The 23115-nt window shown below is 61.9% G+C and carries 27 protein-coding genes; 9 read left to right on the top strand and 18 right to left on the bottom strand.

Annotated features, from left to right (window positions below):
* Positions 1-130: 130 nt before the first annotated feature.
* Entirely contained in the window at positions 131-649 is a 519-nt protein-coding gene (locus CI15_RS00960; RefSeq protein WP_153041029.1) for a GNAT family N-acetyltransferase, read from the top strand.
* A gap of 25 nt (positions 650-674) precedes the next feature.
* On the opposite strand, the gene CI15_RS00955 is transcribed toward CI15_RS00960, so the two are convergent.
* The 8 genes from CI15_RS00955 to CI15_RS00920 form a co-directional block, all read right to left on the bottom strand.
* On the bottom strand, positions 675-1622 hold the full coding sequence (locus tag CI15_RS00955) for a D-2-hydroxyacid dehydrogenase family protein (protein ID WP_062123333.1): 948 nt from the start codon (positions 1620-1622) through the stop codon (positions 675-677).
* A gap of 116 nt (positions 1623-1738) precedes the next feature.
* Positions 1739-2461, bottom strand: a complete 723-nt coding sequence (locus CI15_RS00950) for a hypothetical protein (protein WP_062123330.1) — start codon at positions 2459-2461, stop codon at positions 1739-1741.
* A gap of 36 nt (positions 2462-2497) precedes the next feature.
* Entirely contained in the window at positions 2498-2902 is a 405-nt protein-coding gene (locus tag CI15_RS00945) for a nuclear transport factor 2 family protein (RefSeq protein ID WP_062123327.1), read from the bottom strand.
* Between the two features lie 8 nt (positions 2903-2910).
* Positions 2911-3672, bottom strand: a complete 762-nt coding sequence (locus tag CI15_RS00940) for an SDR family oxidoreductase (RefSeq protein ID WP_062123324.1) — start codon at positions 3670-3672, stop codon at positions 2911-2913.
* Positions 3673-3867: 195 nt separating this feature from the next.
* Positions 3868-4872, bottom strand: a complete 1005-nt coding sequence (locus tag CI15_RS00935) for a LysR family transcriptional regulator (protein WP_062123321.1) — start codon at positions 4870-4872, stop codon at positions 3868-3870.
* Between the two features lie 135 nt (positions 4873-5007).
* Positions 5008-5322 carry a high-potential iron-sulfur protein gene (locus CI15_RS00930; protein WP_062123318.1) on the bottom strand — a complete coding sequence of 105 codons (315 nt, stop codon included), beginning with the start codon at positions 5320-5322 and terminating at the stop codon, positions 5008-5010.
* 95 nt (positions 5323-5417) lie between these two features.
* Complete coding sequence (locus CI15_RS00925) at positions 5418-6767, bottom strand: c-type cytochrome (RefSeq protein ID WP_062123315.1); 1350 nt, start codon at positions 6765-6767, stop codon at positions 5418-5420.
* 111 nt (positions 6768-6878) lie between these two features.
* Complete coding sequence (locus tag CI15_RS00920) at positions 6879-8606, bottom strand: methanol/ethanol family PQQ-dependent dehydrogenase (RefSeq protein ID WP_062123312.1); 1728 nt, start codon at positions 8604-8606, stop codon at positions 6879-6881.
* Positions 8607-8995: 389 nt separating this feature from the next.
* Here CI15_RS00920 and CI15_RS00915 point away from each other — a divergent pair, with 389 nt between their 5' ends.
* The 5 genes from CI15_RS00915 to CI15_RS36930 all read left to right on the top strand — a co-directional run bounded on the left by CI15_RS00915 (position 8996) and on the right by CI15_RS36930 (position 13943).
* The gene (locus CI15_RS00915; protein ID WP_062123309.1) at positions 8996-10981 is read left to right on the top strand and encodes a sigma-54-dependent Fis family transcriptional regulator; all 1986 of its coding nucleotides are present in this window, start codon (positions 8996-8998) and stop codon (positions 10979-10981) included.
* Positions 10982-11298: 317 nt separating this feature from the next.
* Positions 11299-11373 (top strand): pyrroloquinoline quinone precursor peptide PqqA, encoded by a 75-nt coding sequence (pqqA, locus tag CI15_RS38220; protein ID WP_153041034.1) that lies wholly within the window; start codon positions 11299-11301, stop codon positions 11371-11373.
* Positions 11374-11498: 125 nt separating this feature from the next.
* Positions 11499-11780, top strand: a complete 282-nt coding sequence (pqqD, locus tag CI15_RS00910; protein WP_062123307.1) for a pyrroloquinoline quinone biosynthesis peptide chaperone PqqD — start codon at positions 11499-11501, stop codon at positions 11778-11780.
* Between the two features lie 268 nt (positions 11781-12048).
* Positions 12049-13293: an MFS transporter gene (locus CI15_RS00905; protein WP_062123303.1), complete on the top strand. Its 1245-nt coding sequence runs from the start codon at positions 12049-12051 to the stop codon at positions 13291-13293.
* 191 nt (positions 13294-13484) lie between these two features.
* The gene (locus CI15_RS36930) at positions 13485-13943 is read left to right on the top strand and encodes a hypothetical protein (RefSeq protein ID WP_161950032.1); all 459 of its coding nucleotides are present in this window, start codon (positions 13485-13487) and stop codon (positions 13941-13943) included.
* 189 nt (positions 13944-14132) lie between these two features.
* Here CI15_RS36930 and CI15_RS00895 read toward each other — a convergent pair whose 3' ends face one another.
* The 4 genes from CI15_RS00895 to CI15_RS00880 all read right to left on the bottom strand — a co-directional run bounded on the left by CI15_RS00895 (position 14133) and on the right by CI15_RS00880 (position 16706).
* On the bottom strand, positions 14133-14516 hold the full coding sequence (locus CI15_RS00895) for a hypothetical protein (RefSeq protein WP_062123297.1): 384 nt from the start codon (positions 14514-14516) through the stop codon (positions 14133-14135).
* 251 nt (positions 14517-14767) lie between these two features.
* Entirely contained in the window at positions 14768-15571 is an 804-nt protein-coding gene (locus tag CI15_RS00890) for a transglutaminase-like domain-containing protein (RefSeq protein ID WP_062123294.1), read from the bottom strand.
* 189 nt (positions 15572-15760) lie between these two features.
* Positions 15761-15997: a hypothetical protein gene (locus tag CI15_RS00885; protein WP_062123862.1), complete on the bottom strand. Its 237-nt coding sequence runs from the start codon at positions 15995-15997 to the stop codon at positions 15761-15763.
* A gap of 232 nt (positions 15998-16229) precedes the next feature.
* On the bottom strand, positions 16230-16706 hold the full coding sequence (locus CI15_RS00880; protein ID WP_062123291.1) for a response regulator: 477 nt from the start codon (positions 16704-16706) through the stop codon (positions 16230-16232).
* 328 nt (positions 16707-17034) lie between these two features.
* Between CI15_RS00880 and CI15_RS38000 the strand changes: the two genes are divergently transcribed.
* Positions 17035-17157 carry a hypothetical protein gene (locus CI15_RS38000; RefSeq protein WP_277621023.1) on the top strand — a complete coding sequence of 41 codons (123 nt, stop codon included), beginning with the start codon at positions 17035-17037 and terminating at the stop codon, positions 17155-17157.
* Positions 17158-17322: 165 nt separating this feature from the next.
* On the opposite strand, the gene CI15_RS00875 is transcribed toward CI15_RS38000, so the two are convergent.
* Positions 17323-17610, bottom strand: a complete 288-nt coding sequence (locus CI15_RS00875; RefSeq protein WP_062123288.1) for a hypothetical protein — start codon at positions 17608-17610, stop codon at positions 17323-17325.
* A 588-nt stretch (positions 17611-18198) separates the two neighbouring features.
* Here CI15_RS00875 and CI15_RS00870 point away from each other — a divergent pair.
* Positions 18199-18483: a hypothetical protein gene (locus CI15_RS00870; RefSeq protein ID WP_062123286.1), complete on the top strand. Its 285-nt coding sequence runs from the start codon at positions 18199-18201 to the stop codon at positions 18481-18483.
* Positions 18484-18542: 59 nt separating this feature from the next.
* Here the strand turns inward: CI15_RS00870 and rpsU are convergent, their stop codons facing one another.
* The 4 genes from rpsU to infA form a co-directional block, all read right to left on the bottom strand.
* Positions 18543-18755 (bottom strand): 30S ribosomal protein S21, encoded by a 213-nt coding sequence (gene rpsU, locus CI15_RS35115; RefSeq protein ID WP_075643638.1) that lies wholly within the window; start codon positions 18753-18755, stop codon positions 18543-18545.
* 375 nt (positions 18756-19130) lie between these two features.
* Positions 19131-19346 carry a hypothetical protein gene (locus tag CI15_RS00865; protein ID WP_062123283.1) on the bottom strand — a complete coding sequence of 72 codons (216 nt, stop codon included), beginning with the start codon at positions 19344-19346 and terminating at the stop codon, positions 19131-19133.
* Between the two features lie 67 nt (positions 19347-19413).
* Complete coding sequence (locus CI15_RS00860; protein WP_241495777.1) at positions 19414-19632, bottom strand: hypothetical protein; 219 nt, start codon at positions 19630-19632, stop codon at positions 19414-19416.
* Between the two features lie 473 nt (positions 19633-20105).
* Complete coding sequence (gene infA / locus CI15_RS00855; protein WP_062123277.1) at positions 20106-20372, bottom strand: translation initiation factor IF-1; 267 nt, start codon at positions 20370-20372, stop codon at positions 20106-20108.
* 1354 nt (positions 20373-21726) lie between these two features.
* Here infA and CI15_RS00850 point away from each other — a divergent pair.
* Entirely contained in the window at positions 21727-21999 is a 273-nt protein-coding gene (locus CI15_RS00850) for a hypothetical protein (protein WP_062123273.1), read from the top strand.
* 237 nt (positions 22000-22236) lie between these two features.
* On the opposite strand, the gene CI15_RS00845 is transcribed toward CI15_RS00850, so the two are convergent.
* Positions 22237-23115, bottom strand: coding sequence for a sensor histidine kinase (locus tag CI15_RS00845; RefSeq protein ID WP_062123270.1), 879 nt, complete (start codon positions 23113-23115; stop codon positions 22237-22239).

Below are 23115 nucleotides of genomic sequence, written 5' to 3'. Positions count from 1 at the left end.
TCGCGGGTGAAAAACCGGATTGATCAGGATTCGCTTTGGGCTCGATGTTCCGGCTCCTACACTGAATGCATGTCAGTCATGCAAGCCGGTCGACCGGAAGCGGCACAGGTTGGTCGTCGGCGAATTGGATATGTCGGCGCAAGCGAATCGATACTGGTGGCTAGCGGGGGACGGTACGAAGGTGCTGTTGCGCCCGATCGACCCACGCGATTTCGAACTCGAACGCGATTTTGTCCGTGGACTGTCGCGAACGACGAGATACCTGCGCTTGTTGTCGGGCAGGCAACCCTCTACCGATGAGATACGCCGCTGGACCGAAATCGATCGGTCCCGTGAAGGTGCGGTCATCGCGACGGTGCGGATGGACGGACTCGAACGGCAGATCGGCGTCGCGCGTTACGCGGCGCAGCCAGGCGAGCGCGAGGCCGAGATCGCGATCGTGCTCAGCGACGCGTGGCAAGGACATGGCCTTGGCGTAACGCTGCTGGCAAGCCTGATCGAACTCGCGAGGCAATCCGGCATGATCCGCCTGTTCGGTACGACGTTGAGCGAGAACGCCGCGATGATCGCGCTCGGGCGACGCCTTGGGTTCAGGCCGTCTCGCCAGCGGGGCGCGGCCTATTTGACGGAGCTGTCGCTCGACCTGTAGTGACGAGCCGCTCTCCCACAGCGCCTCAGGTCTCGCCGAGCCATTCAGCGATGTTGCGCACCGTATCGCGATAGAACGTCTCGTACAGCTCGCGCGACACATAGCCGAGATGCGGCGTGGCGAGCAGCTTGTCCGTCGTGCGCAACGGGTCTGCCGGGTCGAGCGGCTCGGTGTCGTAGACATCGATGGCGGCGCCCGCGATCCGTCCGCTGTTCAGCGCGGCGAGGAGCGCGGCCGTGTCGACGATCGGGCCGCGCGACGTATTGACGAGGCGGCTCGTCGGCTTCATGCGCGCAAGCTCCGCGGCGCCGACCAGACCTCGCGTCCGGTCGCTCAGGCGGACATGGATCGACAGAATGTCGGAGGCGGAAAACAGCGTGTCCTTGTCGACCCGTTGCACGCCCTTGGATTCCGCTCGCTCGTCCGTCAGGTTCTGGCTCCAGGCAATCACGTTCATCCGGAACGCGCGGCCGATCACGCCGACCGCCGAGCCGACGTGGCCGAGTCCCAGCAGGCCCAGGGTCTTGCCCGCCAGTTGCGTGCCGAGCGTGCGCTGCCAGCCGCCCTCACGCATGGAGCGCGTTTCCACGGGGATATTGCGCGCCATGGCAAGGATCGTGGCCCATGTGAATTCGATGGTTGGCGTGGACGAGTAGCCGGTGTGGACGACCTTGACGCCGCGTTCGGCCGCCGCCTCCATATCGATCGACGCGTTGCCGGGACCTGTCGAGGCGATCAGCTTCAGATTGGGCAGGCGCTCGATCAGCGTGCGCGTGAGTGGCGTGCGCTCGCGCATCACGCACAGCACGTCGAACGGCTTCAGACGTTCGATGAGCTGCGCGGTGTCGGCGACGTGGTCGTTGAAGACCGTGATTTCCGCGCGGTTATTCAGCAGCGACCAGTCCGCCAGTTCGAGTGCGACGTTCTGGTAGTCGTCGAGGACGGCGATGCGGATGAGCGATGGACTGGACATGGGGGACATTCTCCAGAGATCGAGCGGCGACGGGCAGAGGTGGCCACGCCGTCAGTCATGCATCAGCGGCAGATGAGAAAGATCATAGTCGCTGGGCCCGCCGATGACACAGTCAGTTACTCAGTGCGGAAATCGACGTTGCGAAAGTCGATCGTGACGAGCAACGGATCCTCGACCTTGCGTCCCGCTTCGTCGTAGGCGAAGACGCGCCGCGTCATCGGCACCATGATGCCTTGCACCTTGCGGTAGTTCGACGCGTAGTTCGCGCCCGGCGCCCCGCCCATCACATCGACCGTGTAGTCGTGGCGGCGCAGCAGTCCGTCCGCGCCGAAGTAGGAAACCTGCTCGCGGCTGTGGCTCGCGATCGAATCGGGGAACGTGACCTTCAGGCGCCGCCAGACTTCGCCGTTCTCCCGCCACTCGGGCAACTCTTCGGTCTCGAAGCCGGGAGTCGTGTAGAGAAAGGGGATCGACAGATAAGTCCACAGTGCGTAGCCGGTGAAGTACAGCGCGTGCAGACGATCCCACTGACTGTCCTGTACATGACCGCGGTACGACTCTCGCGGTGCGCGTCGTTCCTCGGCGGCGTCGCCGTCGAACGATTCGATGCGCACCGCGTCCGGTGTGAACGTGCCTGCCCAGCCGGCGGAGGGCGACGTGATCGACATATGCTGGCGTTGCAGGCTCGCCGCCAGCGCGATGTGGCGGAACATCCCGTCTCGACCTTTGAGAGGCCATATGGCGCCGCCGATATCGAGCGCGGCCGACGCGGTTCGCAGCCTGTTCCAGTTGTCGATTCCGCCGTGGGCCACTACGGCCTCTTCGAGCAGCGTACTCATTGTCTGTTCCTTGTCGGTTGCGGCATGGCGCCGGCGTTACTGTTCGCCGGGGAAGGCGTGGCCGAACATCGGATAGCCGCCGGCCGATTCGGCGCGCGTCGGTTCATCCTGCAAGACGTCCCAGTGCTCGACGAGCTTGCCGTCCTCGATACGCAGGATGTCCACGCCGATCAGCGCAGCGGGCATGGCCGAGCTCGTGTAGCGGCTGTGCACCCAGACGAAGTCGCCGTTGGCGGCGACCATGTCGTACTCGAAGCGCAGATCGCCGAACGAGCGGACGAGGCCGAACAGCCCATCGCGTCCGGCCGGCACATGCCGGCTGTGCTGGACGTAGGACTCGGACCAGAACTGCGCGGCTTTGTCGTAATCCTTGCGGTTGAACAGCGTGTCGAGCGCATCGAGAACGAGCGCGGTGTTCTCTTCTTCAAGAGTCGTAGTCATGGCGGACCTCATTCGACCGGAATCGGATTGTCGACGACGAACTGGTTGAACCGTTCGACGAAGGCATGCTCGTTGGGCCCGACGTTCTCGCGCATCGGCTTCGCGGCTTCGACGATGACTTCCGTCGTGGCGGTTTCGAGCAACGTCATCGTCTCGGCGATGAACGCATCGAGCGGCATCGCGCGCGGGTCGCCGCTCTTGTGAACGAGATCCGTATCGACCCACGGCGGCGCGATCTCGAGTACGCGAACGCTCGTATCGCGGAGCGCGAAGCGCTGCGACAGCGTGTACGAATGGATCGCGGCTTTGGTGGCCGAGTAGAGCGCGGTCGCTGCGAGCGGCACGTAGGCGAGCACCGAGCTGTTGTTGACGATCAGCGCCTCGGGCTGCCGCTTCAGGTGCTCGACGAAAGCCGCGCTCACGCGTACGGGGCCGAGCAGGTTCGTGTCGACGAGACGCACGGCTTGCTCGTCGTCAAGCGGGCCGCCGGCGTCGTCGAACGGCATGATGCCGGCGTTGTTGATCACGACGTTCAACGCCGGATAGCGGGCGATCAGTTGCGCGGCGACCTCGCGAATCTGGGCGGCGTCGCCGATATCGAGCTCGATCGTATCGATGCCGGGATTGCGCCGGGCGACCTCATCGAGCAGCGCCTTGCGCCGGCCCGCGATGATGACCTTGTTGCCGCGCTCGTGGAAGGCTTCGGCGAGACCACGGCCGATTCCGGAAGTACCGCCGGTGATCAATATCGTATTTCCGCTGAGTTTCATGATGGGTGTTCCTGCTGATAGAGAAGGGGGAGGGCTACCGGTGCGCGTCGTATTGGCCTCGCGCACTGCGCTCTCACTGAGACGAACAATGGTCGAATTGTGGTCTACGCTCGCGGGCCGATAAATCCCGCAATCACTTCAACAGTGTTTCGCCAGAGAAGAACAATGGGTGTTCCGCCGTGGCGCGTGCCTCGGCTAGGCGATCGGTTCCGCTTCGTCGCCGTCGAGATCGATCGGCTCGGCATCGGGGCCGGCGGCGCTAGTGGGGCGGCAGCGCGCATCGAGCTCGGGTGTGCTCGCGAACAACGGGCTATGGCGAAGCAGTTCGGCGATCCAGTCGATGAACGCGCTGACGGTCGCCGACAAATGGCGGTTGTGGGGATACACCGCGGAAATAGGAAGTGGAGGCGGCTTCCACGGCGAGAGAATCTCGATCAATGCGCCGGATTGCAGATAGGGCAGCGCCATGAAGCGTGCGCCCTGGACGATGCCGAAACCGCTGAGCGCGCTGCGCAGATAGGCCTCGGCGTCGTTCACTGCGAGCGCGCCGCGCATCTTCACCTCGACCACTTCGCCGTCCACTTCGAACGTGAGCGGCATGACGCGGCCCGTGCGGCTCCAGTAGTAGTTGACCGTGCGATGGTTGGCGAGCTCGGCCAGCGTTTGCGGCGTGCCCGCCTTCTGCAGGTAAGCCGGGCTGGCGACGGTGACGGCCTCGTAGATACCGACACGTCTCGCCACGAGCGACGAGTCCTGCAAGGTGCCGATGCGCACCACGCAGTCGATGCCTTCCTGGACGAGATCGAGCGGCTTGTCGCCGAGGCCGAGCATCAGGTCGATCTCGGGATACCGCTCGTGAAACTCGCCCAGCGCGGGCATGACGACGAGACGCCCGAGCGCGCCCGGCATGTCCACCCGCAGCCTGCCGCGCGGGGTGCGCTGCTTGCCGAGGAACGAACTTTCGATGTCGTCGATGTCCGCTAGCACGCGCAGGCAGCGCTCGTAGTAGGCGGCACCGTCCGTTGTGAGGTTGAGCGTGCGGGTCGTGCGTTGCAGCAGGCGTGTCTTGAGGCGTGCTTCGAGCGCCTGGACGGTCACGGTCACGCGGGCGCGTGGCATGTCGAGGGTTTCGGCCGCGCGGGTGAAGCTGTTCGCTTCGACGACGCGCGCGAACACTCTCATGGCCAGCACGATATCCATTGCCCACTCCTCGACGCAGTTGTGGCGAATGACGCTGGCCGGCCTCGACATCGGCCGTGGCGCACCGCTTCGACGCGCTCTGGAGACCGGGCCCTGCGCGCAGTCTAAACCGCGCGCGCGCAGGGCGCCAGATGCTCAAGTTCGTGGCGCATAGACGTTGCACCAGCCGTCAGCCGACACGGATTTGCCCGGGAACATCGGGCATGGGCCGGCGGCGTCGCCCGTTGCGCCGGTGTAGAAACGGCAGTTCGCGCAGGTCTGGCCGGCGTGGTACTTGGGGAACTTCGCCGCGTCGACGCTGCTCGCCTTCGCACGGTAGCCGAGCGAACTGGCCGTGGTGTCGTTTTCATCGACGGGGGGCGGCGCGGCGAGCGCGATGTCGGCGCTCGCGAGTGCGGCACACAGGCCCGCGGCCTGGAGAAGGAAACGTCTGCGGTGATGAGAGACCATGACGATGTCCTGAGCAAGAAATGGGTCGCCCGCGCCGCATTCCCGTGAAGCGGCGTGGCGAGGTGAACCAGTGCAAGGGAATACGACGCAATGCCCTAGTGGCGCGGTCCGGCGTTCAGCGGTGTCGTCGACGCTTGCGCGGCCTGCGCGGTCAGCTTCGCGCTGCCGGTGTCGTAGCCATTCGTGTAGAGCAGGAAGGCCATCAGGTCGGCGTAGTCCTCGTCGCTCATCTTGCCGGGATGATCGGCGGGCATGTTGGTCGACATGTACTGATAGATGCCGCCGATCGTCAGATGCGAGTTCGCTGCCGGCGCGAAGGCCGGGCCGCTCAACGATGGGGCGGTGTTGCCTTCGAGCTTCACACCGTGGCATTTCGCACACGAATCGGCATACAGGTGTTCGCCGTGCGCGACCTGATCGTGATCGAACGACGGCGCGTCGGCTGTCGCCGCGACCTTGATGAAGCCGCCGGTGGCCGGCATGCCGCTCGTGCGCCAGACGTCCGCGCGCGGCAATGCCTGGGTCGGGCCGTCGAGATAACGCGCGGGGCTATGCATGAGGCTCGCGTGCGTGCAGAGCGCGCTGGCCGCGGTCGACGGGTCGCTTGCGGTGCCTACGTTGCTGGCGGGTAGCGCCCATTTGCGGGTCAACGCGGCGAGCCGGCCATCGTTGCGCAGACGCGTGAGCGCCTCATCGATGCGCTTTTGCAGCGACTGCGTGCCGGGTCCCGATGCGAACACGAGATTCCAGTCGGCATAGGGCGAATCGGCGACGGCTACATCGAAGTGTTGCTGCGGGTGCGCGTGCCGGTAGGCCACCACGGCCGGGTACCAGACGATCGCCCGTTGGGCGCGTCCCTTCGCGAGCGCGTCGACGGTCGACTCGGAGGTGGTCTCCAGATCGAAGCGGGCGTTCTTCTGCTGGACCGCGATCAGTTGCGACGGGCTCGACCAGGTGGCGGCAATGGTGATCTTGCCATCCGGCGCCGCGACGCTGGTATGGTTTGCATGGGCGCCGCGCAGTGTGACGCTCACATAGCCGGAGTGCAGATAGCCCTGGGAGAACAGCAGGTGCGAGTCGGAGCTATCGGCCACGCTCGAACGCGGAAAGCCCGCGATCACATCGCAGTCGCGCTGCAACGATTTCGTGAGTTCGTGAGCGGAGATGCCGTCGTCGCCGCCGTCGTCGCCGCCGTCGTCGTCGATGCCGCGCGAGGCGAAGGTCGCGGCGATGCCCGCGGCGCTCAACACCGCGCGAGCGACCGACTTGTCGAGTTCGGCCGAGGGGCTGCCGGGCAGCGTGCAAACGCGCACGCTCGACGATGCGTGCGCGGGAACCTGAGCGGGAACCTGAGCGGGAACCTGAGCGGGAACCTGAGCGGGAACCTGAGCGGCGCCGGCGACGAGCGCGCTGGCGAGCGCGACGTGAGTGAGTCGAATGTTCATGATGGTGCGTTCCTGTGATGGCGGGAACACCGCGCCCGGGTGGGCTGCTGTCGGGCGCGGAGAGGTGCGACGGCGAGAGCCGGATGCGAAAGGCGACGGTGCGGTGGCGGCTCAGCCGCGATCGAGCGCGAACACGTAGAGCGTGCCGCCGCGCGGAACGTCCTTCGCGACATCGGCCATCGGGCCACCCCAGATCGGATTCGCACCGCCGTAGCCCGCCAGCACGGCCACGTATTCCTTGCCGTCGACTTCGAACACGGAAGGTTGCGCGACGATGCCGCTCGCGAGTTGCGGGCTCTCCCACAGCACCTTGCCCGTGGACACGTCGAACGCGTACAGATGTCCGTCGAGCGAGCCGCTGAAGGCGAGGCCGCTGGCTGTCGTGGCGACGCCGCCGTTCCACGGCATCTTGGTCCAGTGGCCCCACAGCTTCTTGCCGGTATTGACGTCGATGGCCTGCAGCTCGCCATAACCCTGGCTGCCCGGTTCAGGCTGGATCTCGAAGCCTTCGCCGAGGTAGGGCAGGCCCTCCATATAGCTGACCGACTTGCCGGACAGGCTCATGCACGCGTGCAGCGCGGGCACGACCGCGATGTGCCGCTCGGGATCGTAGGAGACGGACCACCAGTTCTTGCCGCCGAGAAAGCTCGGACAGGTATTGATCGTCGTGCCGGCCTTGGGAAAGCGGGTTTCGTCCTGCACCGGCTTGCCGTCGGCGGTGTAGCCCGTCACCGAGAGCGCCTTGACGAATGGCTCGGCGTAGATCAGCTTGCCGGTCTTGCGGTCGATCGCGTGGAAGAAGCCGTTGCGGTCGGCATGAATGATGGCGTCATACTGCTTGCCCTTGTAGCTGATGTTGGCAAGCACCGGCGTGTTGACGCCGTCGTAGTCCCACGTATCGTTACGCGTGTACTGGTAGTGCCACTTCAGGTCGCCGGTCTTCGGGTTGAGCGCGAGCAATGAATCGGAGTACAGATTGTCGCCGGGACGCAGGGCCGCAAGCCATGGCCCCGGATTGCCGACACCCCAGTACAGCGTCTGCGTTGCCGCATCATAGGTGCCGGTCAGCCACGCCGCGCCGCCACCGTGTTCCTGCATGCCGTCGGGCCAGGTGTTGCCGCCTTTGTCGCCCGCATTCGGGATCGTGTAGCGCTTCCATAGAATCGAGCCGTCGTCGGGATTGAGGGCGGCGATATAGCCGCGAATTCCGTATTCACCGCCGGACGTGCCCACGACGAGCGCGCCGTCGAGCGCGAGCGGCGCCAGCGAGAACGCGTAGCCGAGACCCGGTTCGAACATCTGTTTCTTCCATACGACGTTGCCGGTCTGCGCGTCGAGCGCGGCCACCTCGCCGCTCAGCATCGCCACGTAGACGTTCTTGCCATACAGCGCGACGCCGCGATTGACGACATCGCAGCAGGCGGTCTTGAACGATTCCGCGCCGAGCTTCGGCTCGTATTTCCAGAGCTGGGTACCGGTCTTGGCATCGAACGCATAGACGTTGTCTTTCGGCGTACTGACGAAAAGATAGCTGCCGTTGACGATCGGTGTCGCCTCGAAGCCCTGCTTGAGATCCGCTGGGAACTGATAGCTCCAGGCCTCCTTGAGCCCGCCGACATTCGATGCATCGATCTGCTTCAGCGGTGAATGCGACTGGCCGCTATAGCTGCGGTAGTAGGTGAGCCAGCCCGGGTCGCTCTGTGCTTTCGAGAGCCGCTCGTAGCTGACGGCGGGATAGTCCGGGGCGGCGTCCACCGGAGCCACGTTCGCTGCCATCGCAATCGCGAGGCTCGCTCCATAGACAGCCAGCCGGCCTGCGGCGGGCGCACGGTTCTTCATAGTCGTCTCCTGAGGGGATTGTCGATGCAGTGCCGGGGGAGGTGGGGCCTCGTTGTTCTGTGTCGATCCGGTTGCGATGCCCTTACTGCAAGTCGTATGCCATTCGCGGGAGCGAGTCGGCAAGGGCGGCGCGCCTGAATCGTGTGGCTGGGAGCGCTGGGCGCACGGCGCTCCATGTGTTGCATCCAGGTACAACCAGGGCGATGGAGTGTTGAGAAAAAGGACAGTTGCAGCGCTGTTGCACCGGGATCAGGGTGACGATCGCGGGCGATCGGCAACACTCGGGGGGTGCGGCTCCGCTTTTCGGCAGCTGCGACACATGGCCTGGAGCTTGCTTAATAGAACAGGGAAAAAGTCCGGCAAGTACCGGGCTTTCCAGGAGGGAGACAATGCGCGACGACGTTCACCCGGCCGTCACTCAGACGGCCGCACGGTCCGATGACCTGCCCGCGCCGGCGATTCAGAAGGCGCACGAACGGTCCGAGACCTTTGGTCTGTGCGCATCGGCGCGACCGGATTATGAAGTTCTTTCGAACGCGGGACTCGAGCTCCAGCGTGAGCAGAACCGCGTGCTATGCGCGCATGCGACGCCGGTCATGGAGACGCTGCACGAGCAGATTGCCGACACGCAAAGCATGATCGTGCTGACCAACGCGGAGGGGCTGATCCTGCATTCGGTCGGCGACGACGACTTCCTCGCGCGCGCGGAAAAAGTCGCGCTGCGGCCCGGCGCGAACTGGGCCGAGGACCGTCAGGGCACCAATGCGATCGGCACGGCGCTGGCCGAGCGCTGCGCGATGGTCGTGCACGGTGACCAGCACTACCTGGCGGCAAACCGCTTTCTGACCTGCTCGAGCGTGCCGATTCTCGATCCCTACGGCGACGCGATCGGCGTGCTCGACGTGACGGGCGACTACCGCAGCTACCATCAGCACACGATGGCGCTCGCAAAGATGTCGGTGCAGATGATCGAGAATCATCTCTTTACGACCACCTTTCACGAAACGCTGCGAGTGTCCTTCCATAGTCGTCCTGAGTTTCTGGGCACGCTGATGGAAGGCATCGTGGCGTTCACATGCGACGGCCGCTTTCTGTCGGCTAACCGGAGTGCCCAGTTTCAGCTCGGCATGTCGCTCGCCGGGCTGCGCGCGCATACGCTCTCGTCGCTGTTCCAGACGACCAGCGCGCAACTGATCGATCGCGCGCGCGTGAGCCTCGAGCCGCACCTGATGCTCAATCTGAGCAGCGGCGCGGTCGTCTGCGCGCGTGTGCAGTTCAGACGGCCGTCGCTGGCCGAAGGCAGCCGCCCGCTCGCCGTGCGCGAAGGGGCACGCACGGCGCCGCGCGAGGATGCGTCGCAGTCGGCCGTCGGGCTCTCGCGCCTGAGCTATCTCGACACCGGCGACCCGCAGGTCGCCGCGGTGATTGCGAAGGTCAAGCGGGTGATCGGCAAGGACATTCCGATCCTGATCAACGGCGAGACCGGCACCGGCAAGGAGTTGCTCGCGCAGGCGATTCACAACGATTCGCCCCGGCACGCCGCCCCATTTGTGGCGGTCAACTGTGCGTCGATTCCCGAGACGCTGATCGAATCGGAGCTGTTCGGCTACGAGGAGGGCGCCTTCACCGGGGCGCGTCGCAAGGGCGCCGTCGGCAAGCTGCTGCAGGCGAACGGCGGCACGCTGTTTCTCGACGAGATCGGAGACATGCCGTATTCGCTGCAAGTGCGGCTGCTGCGCGTGCTTCAGGAACGCGTGGTCAACCCGCTCGGCTCGACGAGGAGCATTGCGGTGGATGTCGCGATCATCTGCGCGACGCACCGCGATCTGCGCGAGATGATCGCCCAAAACCGCTTCCGCGAGGATCTCTACTACCGGCTCAATGGACTCGTGGTGCGGCTGCCGCGGCTCTCCGACCGTACCGATCTGGCGATCGTGATCCAGAGTATGTTGCTGCGCGAATCGATCGCTTGCGGAAACCGGCAACCGCTTCACGTCGCGCCCGATGTGATGGCGATGTTCGAGCAATGCCCGTGGCCGGGCAACTTCCGGCAACTCGGCAACCTGCTGCGCACGGCGGCGGCGATGGTCGACGCGGACGGCGAGATCCGCCGCGAACACCTGCCCGACGACTTCTTCGACGACCTGCGCTGCGGCGCTTCGCAGCGTAGCGCGGTGAATGCGTCCAGCGCGGGCAATGCGTTCATGCCGGAGAATGCACGCCTGCAGGAAGTGACCGTTTCGGTGATTGCCGCTGCGCTCGCGCGCCATGGCGGCAATGTTTCGGCGGCCGCGCGCGAGCTCGGCGTGTCGCGCAACACGATCTACCGCAAGATGCCGGGCGTCGAGCCGGGTCCTGCCGTGGACGACTTCTGAGCCAACTCTTCTGAGCCCACTGCGGCGTTCTTCTCAGCACACCTGTTTCGCCTGCGTGCTGTCACACCGCTGTTGCATCCCGCAGCAGCGGTGTTCCAAAACTCAACACTGCAACAACCGTCCCGAACGGCTCGTGCGGCGACGGGTTCGTGCTGCCTCTGTCAGCCGATTGCCGATGTCATGGCCGCAGTCCCTCGGCGGCTTGCGTGCGAAGTGTATGTGCCTCGCGTATCGACATCGGCATGTCGTTTGCTTTGAAGGGAGCGGCCGCGCATCAGGCGCGGTTTGCCATCCAATCGCCAACAAGGAGACATGCCATGCTTTGGATCACCCCGTCGTACACCGAGTTGCGTTTCGGCTTCGAAGTCACGATGTATATCGCCAATCGTTGAGCCCGTTGCGGCGTGCCGTCCGCGGTGCCCGAGTGGCGTCGCGGGCCGTGCGCGCTCGATATCCAGCGGTTCAGATTCGATCTTCTCTGCTCGATCCGCGATGCGACCGACAAGGCGTGGCCCCTATGAACCCGATTGACGCGGACAGCGGTGTGCCGCTGCGTCCCCGCCTGCGGAGCATCTTCCGCCTGCAGTGGGAAGCGGAGCAGGACGCCTACGTGCTGCTCTATCCCGAAGGCAGGGTGAAGCTCAATACGAGCGCCGGCGCAATTCTCGCGCGTTGCGACGGAGAGCACGAGCTCGACGACATCATCGGCGAGCTCGAGCGGCTTTTCAGCACGTCCGAGCTTGCGCCCGACGTCTACCGTTTTCTCGATCATGCGCGACTGCGCGGCTGGTTGGACTGACAGGGCACAGGACCATTCGCGAACATCAGCGTTGAGAATGTGGCCGCACGTTGAGCGTTCCTGTTCTGAACTCTGCTAGCGCATGTTTGGCGAGCTGCTCAGGCGTTGCCAATTTCAAGCCTCGCCCCTTGTTTCAGCAATACCGAAGTGACCACATTGACATGACTATGGCAATCGAAAAGCGGTTGCGATAATCTCCGGCGTGCGCGCCGGACCACCGGTCGCGGCTGAACCCGCTCAGGAACTTAACCAGGGGGCTCGATTCACGATGTCCGACCAAAGCGGTAGTCAATCTGTGGCGATGCCTGACCGAGCCGGTAGCAAATCTGCCTTGCGTCAAGTTGCAGGGTCGAGGTTTTTTCTCGGCGCAACGATTGCGATGTTTCTGTCGGGTCTCGGCACATCGGCGGCTGCACCACAGATCGTTCTGTTCCTGGTGAAGGAACTCGGCGCCTCGCTGCCGTTGGCGGGATTCTATTACTTGACGAGCCTTGCAGCGCCAGTCGCCGGGTATTTTGTCGGTCGCTACTCCGATCGCAGTGGCAATCGCCTCGGTCTATTTCGCCTCTGTGCCGTGGCAGGCTTCCTGGGCTGGGCCGGGATAGCCGTCTCTACGTCGATCTGGATGCCTTTCGTCATCGCCGTCGCATTGCTGGCGGTTTCCGGTGCGACTGCCTCGCAAATTTTTGCGGCGGTCCACGATGAACTCAGCGACAAGCCCGGCGACGCAAATGAAAGTGTCGTTGCCATCATCCGTATGGCGCTTACCGGTGGATGGATCGTCGGGCCAGTCCTGGGAGCGTGGGTGGCCGCTGCCTACGGCCTGCGCCCCATGCTTTGGATGACGGCCATCTGCATCCTTCTACAGATCGCACCTCTCGGTGCGCTGAACCCAACCGCCAGGCTCAAGCCGGAGTCGGTGAATGAGCCCGCGAGCCACTCCAGCTTGCGTGCCATGCTTCCACTCCTGACCTTCACTGGACTCTTTGTCCTGGTCTATGCAGGGGAGCCGGTGAAGTACGGATTTCTGCTGGTCTACATGGAAGAGCAACTCAAGTTGAGCCCGGCCGTACGGGGAGCGGTCATCGGGATACAGCCGTTCATCGAGTTGCTCATCATGCCCTTCAGCATCGGGCTGGGCCGCAAGCTGGGTAACCTGTGGTTGATGTGTCTCGCGGCCGCGTTGGGGATATTCGCCAATCTTTGCTTTGCGCTGTGGTCGTCCGCGGTGGGCATGTTCGCTGGACAAATCCTCATGGGCGGTGTTTGGGGCATCTTTATGGTTCTGGGCATCATCGTAGCCCAGCGGCTCCTTCCCAACGCGGTCGCAACGGCGTCAGCCATCTTCATGAGCTCGACGGCGCTCGCCTCGGCCCTGGGAGGCGTCGCGGGTGGTTTCGGAGTCGCATTGTTGGGCCTTCCCAACGTCTTCCTGCTGCCGGCGCTCTTCGGCGGCATTGCCGTGGTCGGACTGGCACTGATGGCACGCAGCGAAAACTTCGAGGCGTATTGATCTCGGCAAGTCACTTTGCGCGCTTTACCGACGCGACCGTGCTCCGGCTCAAAGACGGCAAAAGAATTTCCGCGAGACGCAAATGCCGCAGAAGGCGCAAGTGGTGTAGATTAGGACGCTGTTGCGACTTGCCATGGTGTCTTCGAACCGGTCGCCATCGGAGTCAGTTCTGAAGTTGCCAAGGAGCCGGCGTGAACACGAAACATAGCAAGAAAGGTCATCTCGAAGCGGCGGCGTCACACCACGAACAGGCCGCGCGACATCACCGCGAGGCGTCGCGGCATTTCGAGGACGGTCGAGACTTTGCCCACGCCGCACATCAGGCGATGCTGGCCCATGGCCACACGTTGCATGCGATCGACCAGGCACACGACGCTGGCGCGCACAGCACCAATACGTCGTCCATAACGCCGCCATCCACCGGGGCAGGCGTCACTGCCGCCGACGTCGCAAAACTTCATGCGGCAGCCGTGGAGCTTCACACGCAGGCGGCGCAGCATATGCGCCACGCGGTCAAGCTGTTCGATCAGGATCGTAGCGCGGTCTCCCACGACGCACAGCTAGCGCTCTCGCTCGCACTGCGCGCTTTGTCCCATGGCAACGAAGCGGCCAGACTATTTGTCAAGCTCGCTGCGAGTGGTCCTTCGTGAGTTGAGGCTCGTTGAATCCAGGCCGGTCACATCCTGTTGGGTGGAGGATTCGGGGGGTACGGTATCCGTTTGTTCTGCACGGCATGGACAACGTCAGGCACCACGTTGTCGCGCGGATCTACGGTTGTGGGACTGCCGTAATGATCCGCGCATCGCCAGGTATGGCGCAATTCAAGGTGCCACTCTCGACTAGGCCTTTTGCTCCAGCAGGTCTGTTGCGAAAGACTTGGCATGCGCTATGGCCTCTTTCGCGTCGGGGAAAACACCGAGCTGCTCCCAGCGCTCCTCGACCCCGTATGTTCCTTTCATACCGAGTGCCCTCTGAACGCGCAATTGCGCTGCGTACCTGCCGTCCTCCAATGGACGAGCGGCCGCGATTATCCTGTGCGGAAGATTGGGTCTTTCTGGCTGAACCAATTCGACAGGGCCGCCAGGTACACCAACATCTTTCAACTCGTTCCTGACTTTGCAATCCGGACAGTAGAAGCACCAACCCTCGTCCTCGCGATTGGATCTGACCTGCCCGCGGGCCAGCACGGCACGACATTCAACGTTTTCGCAGATGAACGGCATAGCAGTCTCCGGAGTTGTTTGAGGGAAATCCTAGCATGTCCGTCGACGGCTAACCATTGTCATTGTTGCCATGCCGGAGGCTAAGGAAAACCCTCAAACGCGAGCTGGCGAGGTCGCGTTACCCGGCCGCAGGGTCGTCATGATCAGGTATAGACCGCCGCAGATCGCCGCAGCCGGTGAGTCTGTTGGATCGCCTGAACGATCTCATCGCGTTGTTGCATCGACCGATCGAATCCGTCATGGTAGCTCGGTCATTCCTGATCGCAGTGAACCGCGAAGTGCGTTAGCACCGCGGGACCGAACGCATTGCTGATCGCCACATCGGCAGCGTCACGACCGTACGCCATCAATACGCGCCCAATGCGCGGCGCGTTGTTGCGCGGATCGAAGGTCTGCCAGCTACCTCCCACATAGGCTTCAAACCACCCCGCGAAATCCATCGGCGCGGCAACGGGCGGCAAGCCCACGTCGCTGATATAGCCGGTGCAGTAGCGCGCCGGAATATTCATGGCGCGGCATAGCGTGACGCCCAGATGCGCGAAATCGCGGCAGACGCCTTTGCGTTCGCGGTACACGTCGCATGCGGTCTTGGTCGGCCGCGCATGCCCGTAATCAAATTCGATGTGCCGGTGCACGAAGTCGCAGATGGCCAGCACAGTGTCGCGGCCCGGGGTGCATTGGCCGAAAATCTGCCACGCTGTTTCGACCAGCAGATCGGTTTCGCAATAGCGACTCCCCAACAGGAATGTCAGCGTATCGTCGGGCAACTGCTCGACCGGATGACCCCAACCGTCGCTGGGCCGTGTTTCCATGGCGCTTGATACATTCAGGAGCGCTGTCGTGCGCAATGCGACACGCCCGGCCGGCGCGACGATCCGGCTGCACAGGTTGCCGAACAGATCGCGATACTGCCTGATCGGCAGCGGCGGATCGGTAACGAGCAAATCCGCCACGACCATGTCCTTCGCATGCGAAAAATGCGTGTTCAGCATTAGCATCATCGGCGTGGGTTGCGGGCACTCGTATGACAGTTCGTATCCGACTCGAAGCTTCATGAATCCTCCTTGGTTCGGCTGATTCAGGGGTGGGCTGGCCTGGCATTTCGAAGGCGCATTGCCGAATGCAGCCGCAAGAGATGATCCCGCGATGCAGGCAATGAAGCGCGCGTTCAAAAACAGTCGCCCGATGTCGGTCGTACCCCATACGACCACTGAGTGCGCGGGGCGAGGGAACAAAGATGGAACTCAGTCGTCTGGGCCAAGTAATAAGTCGATTGCGGCTTGACCGGCGATTTCCGCTATCAGGTAGGCCCATCGTTCGGTAAAGGGGCCGTTGCGCAGCGGTATTCTGCCTCCCCGCGCGCCAAGCACCTCGAGGTTTGTGCCGCCTTTTACCTGAAAGGTCACGTCAAACGTGTCCTGAGTAGCCGGAGTCAATTCGACGTGAATCTCGAAGCTGCGATACGCAATCACCCGCTGCATGAAAGGCTCCCTCTGGTGATCAGAGACTAGCATGAACAACATTGAACGGGTTACGCGACTACTGGGCCAGATGGTCACGCATACACCACCATACGGCCTTGAAATGTCTGTTGGCGGGAACGTTCAGGATCACAATTACCGATTCGGTAAAGTGCACTACGATTGTTGGTGATTCAGACCGATGTGTCGAACATCGCTTACTGGACGAGGCTACGTGAGAAAGCAAGCCTGCTCAGCGGCTTGTACACCGAACCGCGCCGCTGACGGATGCTTTGGAGTAGCTTTCGAGAATCTCGATGATTCGCCAAAGGGAGCGCGGTCGCCTGCAGTGGCCGTCGAACCCGGCCTCCCTCATCGCATGAATGGGATCGAGTGGCCAGATATCGCTCATGGCCAGCATCAACATGTTGGCGGTCGTCGCTTCTGTTCGGATTTCCCGCGCAAGCTGGTAATTCAAACGCAAATCCAGACGTGTATCCATCAGGAATGCGTCCGGCTTCCAACTCCGCAGATACGTTCGCACCCGCGTGAGATCGGTTGCTTCCAACGTTTCATACCCTCGTAGCGATAAGAGACGCGACAGCGACTCTGCGATGGCTCTGTCCTTGTGGCCCACCAGGACGCGACGAAACGCATTCTTATTGGTCTGCCGCGCGGCTTTCCATAGCGAGAATTCTGTTTCGTCATCGAGCAGAATCTGTTTCGTCACATCGGACTCCAGTGACCTCGTGCTAATTCGATGTGATTCTCGAAGCCGCGATACGCGGTCAGTCGATTTCAAGTCGCTTTTCTCGACATTCGTCAAAGTTCAGGGGAAACGAGCGTTCATCGAATCCGAGTACGGGTCGGAGGTCTTTGAGCGTTGCGCTATGGACCTCGAACGTGATTTCCCGGGAATATTTATATTCCCTGAAAAACGCAATGCCTGGCGGTATCGTAGCGTCGGCTCGGATTCGGAATATCGAGCGTAACGAACGGCCCTTTTATGGTGTCAGCGGAAACCGCCACTTACTTGCGGTGGGATCGATGAGTGAATAATGGATGCGCCTCTGGTCTGCCCGGTCAGCATCCGCAGTTTTGAGCATGAGAAGCTGCGCCTGGCGATCCTGCTTGTAAGCAGTGTCATTTGCCGCGAGAGGGATTGCTTTCTTGATATTTGATCGCATGACTACCTCTGAAAGACCGGTCCACATAGTGTGGACGGTCTCTTCACTGTATACCCTTTCCGGCGCGCGAACTCTTTTTACGGTAAATCAGCGATACCAGGCTTCCGCGCTATCTCGGGTTAGGTGCGCGAATCAGTGGATTCCACACCAGCAGCCCTTTCACATGTCGATGACCGAAGCTCCGCTCACCTTTCCGTCGATGATGTCCTTTCCCTGCTGCCGAGCGGTACGCCTTGCCATACCGAAGTCGGAGAATGCATGCGGTTGATTCAGTCTGAAAACACGGCTTGCGATGGAGCTTGCAATTGCGCCCGGACGACAAATCCGTACTGCAATGTCATAACCTTCGGCGTAACGGGAATGCCCGTCAAAGCGGTTGAATGTGCGGGCGAAGACGAGGGGATGAAGTTCGTACCCCTTATAGAGAAGAAAAGCGTGCGTCGACATGGTGGTCACTCCACAGGGGGAGACTCACTATACTCCTGGAACGTGCGATTCGGGGCGGCGCAGAGATTGCTATGAGAATTGAATTGACCGAGGGCGCCCTCACGCGTATCTTGAATCAAGAGGTCTGCAAAGCGGATCACTGTCCGCACCGTTACCGGGTTTATTCCGAATGACCTGACGACGGCTATCAACCTCGGTCCCTCTCCACTGCCCGTGGCAACCGGCGGATCCAGGATGCCGGCTTCGTCGCACAAGCGACGGAAGCGGCCCCCGATGATGTAGCGAAAGTGAGGCGAAGCTGGCGGTGGCGCGTTTCGTGAATTCGGGGCAACGCGGTGTGCAAACGAAAACGGAATATCGGCTGAGCGAGCGCTTGCCGATGTGAAGTGCGAAGCTCGCAGGCAGGACGGGCGCAAAGCCGCTTAAATCACCGTTTGGTCCGTGTACCGGGTTTCTCGCCGAGAGGCTCGGATCCGGGCTGCTTCGCCTCGCTGGTGTGGCTCGCCAGGTGGTTCGGATATCGCCTTCGGCAAATCCGCACAACGATCAAATAAACGGCTGCGTGCTGCGGCCCAAAGGAGTTACATCATGACAACCATTCGCCATTATCGAGGCCTCGATATTTCCCTGCTCGTGTATCCACATCGCGCGACCCAGACGGGATATGGTCACAATTACGAGGACGGATTCGATGCGTCGATTCGTATCAGCGAACCCGATTCCGTGATGGACAGCCCCCGGAGCCGCTTATTCCGTGTGCCAGGCGAGCGTCCTTTCATGCACGCCGGCGACGCACGGCGCGCATCCATGGCCTACGCCGAAATGTTGATTGACGGTGATGGGTCTGATCGCACCATCTGGGAGCCCGCCTGAGTGGTCCTGAGTGGTCCATCCACAGCGGGCGGGTCGGTTACCCGTACGACAACTTTCGGTCAGTACAGCTGTTTCGGCGGCATCGACCGTTTGATCTGTTTTCGTAGCCGGGCCACAGCCGCAGCCTTCTTTCGCTTGCGCTTCGCAGTCGGTGTTTCATAAGCCATCCTGGCCCGCAGTTCCTTCAACAGACCAGTGCTCTCGATCGAACGTCGGAAGCGGCGCAGCGCGACTTCCACTGGTTCGTTCAGTTTGGGGGTAACGGTAGTCAAATTTTCTCCTGGTGGTGAGTTTGCGTCGTGAATCGTTTGGACGTTCGCGACGGTGTTCGCTGCTGTAAACCGTCGTCGATGAGTGATGTCTGATGAAGGGGGCAGGGACAGCGATCCTTGCTCCGGTGGCGCGTGCGATGACCTTCGATCGCATTGGATATAGTTCGAATTCCAAATTGAAGAAGGTCAGGCACAGCCGCTCTGCGAGCGGCCACTATACGCGTGATACTCCGCTACGTAACGATATTTCTCGCTCAATGTCAGGCAAAATCCGCGCAATTCGTGCTGTTACGTCTGGTACCGTGAAATCGGTTGACCGGGCCGCGGCGTACGAGCGACCGACCACGCCCATCGCGTTCGAATGCGTGTGACCCTTTAGCCGAAGTGTGCGTCCAGCCACTCCTGCGCCCAGTTCTTTGCATAGGCAATGGCATCGTCGCGTACGTCGAAGCCCGCAAGATCACCGCTTAGGCGAACGTCGTAGGCGCTGCCGTCCGCACGACTGGTGCTGATGCGGGCATGAGCCATGTACTCGCCGTCGGCTCTGCGTGGCGTCGGGTCGATGATGAATCGTGTCGAATTGAAGCGCATTCTCTTTCCTTGCCTGGTTGTCGCGCGGCCATGATCGTTTCGGGGCGCCTGGTGGGGGAGGGCCGAATTACGCGTTCAGAAGTGCCATGATCTGGCCGGCCTCACGGTCCGAATCACAGCTCGCCATGCCGCCCTTGCGTAGCAGTGCGCGAATTGACACGAACATCAGATAGGCATCCGAATCGACCTCGTGACGGCCATCGCGGATGACGCCATCCAACTCGGCACGTGCCCCCAACGGCAGAAACCGGCCAACAATGCTGGAACCGTCGCGTTGAATCCACATCAACAGATCAGTTCTGCTCATATCGAATCCCCAATGTTGCCTGCATGTCCTGCCGCGGGCGGGCGCCGATGGGTTCCGGCCTGGCAATGCGGATAGACCCATGAATAGATTTCCAGCCCACGGTAAAGACGGAAACCCGTTGTCACGAGAAACCTTTTGCGGCCGCGTCACTACGCGGTGGAACGAAGAAGGCGTGTGAACGACCGGATTCAGTCTCCACACGATAGGCCACGTTGTTCGGCCTGCGATGAAAGCGAGCGGCCCGATTCCGTTGGAAAAGGCTGCCGGGGAGGCGCCGGGAACGGGCGTGGGTCAATCATTGATTTCATGCTACGCCCATTGCGAGACTTGTACAGCGAAAGTTTTTCTGAATCCGGCCTCGGACGCGAGCCGGGTAAGGCGAGTCGAGTACGGGCATCCGTGCAGCGCCATGACATAGGTGAGGCTGCAGTCGATATTCGCGGACTACCTCGTCAACGACGGCGAAATGCCGCTCTTTGCGTGGGGGCGCCGCTGCGCTCGTCCTTGTGGCGAAAATTGATTCTTCCCTTCGTCAGGTCATACACCGAGAGTTCCAGCGTGACCCGATCGCCCGCCAGGATGCGAATGTGATTCTTGCGCAAACGGCCGGACGCATAGGCGCCCACCACCACGCCATTGTCGAGCGTGACGCGGTAGCGACTGTCCGGCAGCACTTCGTCGACGATACCGTCAAGTTCCAGCAGTTCTTCTTTTGCCATTCAAGGGTCCTGATGAAGCGATGGGACATCGCTGTGCGATGTCCGCTGAGAAAGAAGCCGGGAGCGTCGATCTGTGCACGCGCGTGATAGTCGGATGCACGGGGTTTGGTGGGCGGCTCCCGCGTTCTGGAAGTCGTGAATATCACCCTGTCCGGGCGATGAGTCAGGTACGCGAGGGGATTCGGTCAGACACGACAGCCCGCCATCCCGATCCGACGGAATTCGGGACGTGCAGTCCAACGGGCGCTACTATCGCCGGCCTTACTGGGCGATCAGTCAAAGGATGATTCGCGGTGAACCAACGCGCGATTTGTCGGCGTCGTGCGAAGAGGAGGAGGCAGCGCATTGTAACCGAAGGCCGCCTGTGCACGGGTACTGCCGACGGCGGCGGAAGGGCGTTGGTTGCTGTCGAATACGGGAGCGCGCTTTGATGCTTCGATGCAATCCGGCAAGAGCTGAAGACTGCGTGCTCTAGCGGCCGCCCGGCGCGCATCCGTAAGCGTGACCTCAGGGTAGGGACCGAGGATGAGGAACGCTCTAAGCAACAAAAAACCCCGTAAGACTTTGATCTTACGGGGTTTCTCGAACTACTTCGGCTTATGCCGGAACAACTTGTGGTGCCAGGAGAGGACTCGAATATTGATCGTAAGTGCATGAATATAAAGACTAAAATATACTATTCCAAATGGTATATACGCACCCGTATACGTAAAAATCGGGCATGTCAGCGACTTATCGCGCAGTGCGCCGAACAGATCAGTGCCCGACCAGTTATGGCGACCCGCTAGGGCGTTCAGTTCAACGGTCTTCGCCAGCGTGACGATCATCAATGCGTCCCGAACGGATTCGCACTTCGGAAACGAGCCCGGCTACGCGTCTCAGATACGGATGGCGGCACAGGCTGGAGTGCCAAGCGCACAATTCATGTCAGTTTCGAGGGGGCAGAGTCGTGATCGATGTCGTCGTTGCGAGTGACCATAAGTCGAACTCGAATTGCGACGCGATTTGGCGCTTGGCAAGCGCAGGGTTCGATGGACATGTCCGATGACCTGCCACTTTGTCGCATCATCGAACTTAAGCGGACCGGGCAGTACGCGAATGCGGCGGGATTTGTCGACCACTTGATGAAAGCGCAGTGGCGAGTGCGACGGCAAAGTTCGCCCGTTGAGCAGTGGAGGGTGTGAATGGTGCCCACTCGCGGCGTCGGGTTGCGCAGCCGCTTCGCCGCGTATGGGTCGATCTCGTGCCTGCCGCAATTTCATTTTGCCCTCATCGTGACTGTCTAGGTAGCAGGCACATGATATGCGCTTTGGATAGTTCTCGCGCAAAGCCGGCGTACTGACCAGGGCCTACCATGCAAAACCAAAGCTGCGTGCCATATCGCGGATACACCATCGATGTCCGGGTCACCCAGACAAAATCTCCGTCGCTTGACGGCCAGCAGCTTCGGTACGCCGTCTCCTGGTTGATCCTTCCCGCTGCTCCGCCCGCATCGGCCATTGCAAGCTTGCCGGAGCACCTTAACTTCCTCTCGGCTGAGGCCGCGTTCGCGTATGCAGAGCGGCAGGCGCGGCGATTCATCGACGGTTGCAACAGCGATCCCGAACTTGATGGGGCGGCAACGTAACTTTGTCGGTTTCGCGTCGTCACGTTGCAATTCCCCCGTTCCGATCACCTGTTTCCGGACGACAGCGCCATATGAGTGCGATTTGCCGGGATACTCCCAAATAAGACGATGTAACTCCTCGCATAGTCTGCGCTCCGACCCGTTGCTCGTGAGGCACGTGATTGTCGAGGTTGAACGAGTTTTTTCAGCAGAATGGGCAACCCGCAGACAGTGAGGCCGACCGCGGGAGTGCCGTCATCATGCCTGCTCACCCGGCACGGGTCGTTCGATCACGATGGGCAGTCGCAGTGTGAATTCGCTACCGGCACCGGGCCCTGCGCTGCTAGCCGATACGGTCCCGCCATGCGACTCGGCGACGGCTTTCACGACGGCAAGACCGACTCCCAAACCGCCTGCACTCGCCCCAATCGTTCTGCTGGATTGGGCGAAGAGGTCAAATATATGTGGCAGAAGCGCTCCCGATATGCCCAGCCCATTGTCCTTGACCAATACGACGAGGTCCTTTCCTTCAGAAAGTACACTCACGGTGATGCAACCGTTCTCGAGTGTGTATTTCACCGCGTTCTGCAGGAGGTTGTTGACGGCCTGTGCAAGACGAACCGGGTCACCCATAACACGTAGCGTCCTGTCGGCAAGCTGCACCGTGAACGTCTGGCCACGTTTGGCCGTCGCCATTGCCGCCGCGGCGAACGGGGCGGCCAGAAACGCGACCACGTCGACGCGGTCCCGGCGCAGGCGAAGGACGTCGCCGTCGATCCGTGTAGCGTCCATTAAATCCTCGGCGAGCCGCGATAACTGTGCGATCTGCCGGTCGATCATGTCGAGCGACCGGAGCACTTCTGGTCGATCCACTGACGCCCGGCGGATCAGCTGCGTGGCGAGTTGCAGCGGCGTGAGCGGTCCACGAAGCTCGTGCGCCACCACGGCCAGAACCTGGCTCTTCAATTTCTGCGTGCCGACATGGTCGCGAGCTGGACGGGACGAATTCAGGAGGACGACTGTAGACTGCCGCGGACGGCGTTCGATGATTTCGTCTATCAAGTCTGCGTGGCGCGCGTCACGCGTGGCATCCGAGCGTCGGAAAGACGTTGAACGTACTAACATGTTGATCCCCAT

Origin of the sequence: Paraburkholderia monticola, assembly GCF_001580545.1 — a bacterium.
Taxonomy (GTDB): Bacteria; Pseudomonadota; Gammaproteobacteria; order Burkholderiales; family Burkholderiaceae; genus Paraburkholderia; species Paraburkholderia monticola.
This window is presented reverse-complemented; position numbering and strand designations above follow the sequence as displayed.